The 523-nt window shown below is 39.8% G+C and carries 1 pseudogene; it reads right to left on the bottom strand.

Going from position 1 to position 523, the window contains the following annotated elements:
* Positions 1-133: 133 nt before the first annotated feature.
* Positions 134-523, bottom strand: a pseudogene (locus NMM25_RS10540) (DUF2974 domain-containing protein); the annotation flags it as partial.

Genomic DNA, 523 nt, shown 5'->3' with positions numbered 1-523 from the left:
AGTTAACTCAGTTCCTTTAGCAAGGATTGACAACTCTTTTGCAGTTACCAAGGCCCTGACTGCTTGGCGTTCTTGTTCCTTCATTCTTTCTTTGAAGCCTCTATCGAGTTGCTCTCTTGTAATTAAGGTATCCTCATCCGTTAGGACTAACATTTTTTCCCCTCCATGTTTGTTTTACATCCGCCAATAGATTATTAAAATCTTCAGCACTATCTGTATCTATGGTCTCAAAGGAACCACTAGCTTTAACCAAGCTTTCCCCCAATTGCTCGATTTGTGTCAGGAAGGATGTTGCTGCAGTCTTCGTGTCACTCGCAACGCCTTCATCCCAAAAGCTTGTTGTATCAAAACCAGAAAGTAGATTTGTAACCTCTAAACTTGACAAATATCCAACCATGTCAAAGGCTGTCTGTCTTGTTTCTTTTATCATGTTTTGAATATCTTCCTTAGCATCTGAAAGTAAAGTTTTCACAGATTTAACTTTGTCTTCCATGTCAAAATTTGCCAACTGGGCTGCTGTCTG

The sequence above is a fragment of the Streptococcus sp. CF10-1 genome (assembly GCF_024295825.1).
Taxonomy (GTDB): domain Bacteria; phylum Bacillota; class Bacilli; order Lactobacillales; family Streptococcaceae; genus Streptococcus.
The sequence above is the reverse complement of the archived record's forward strand: the minus strand, read 5'-3'. Positions and strand labels throughout refer to the sequence as shown.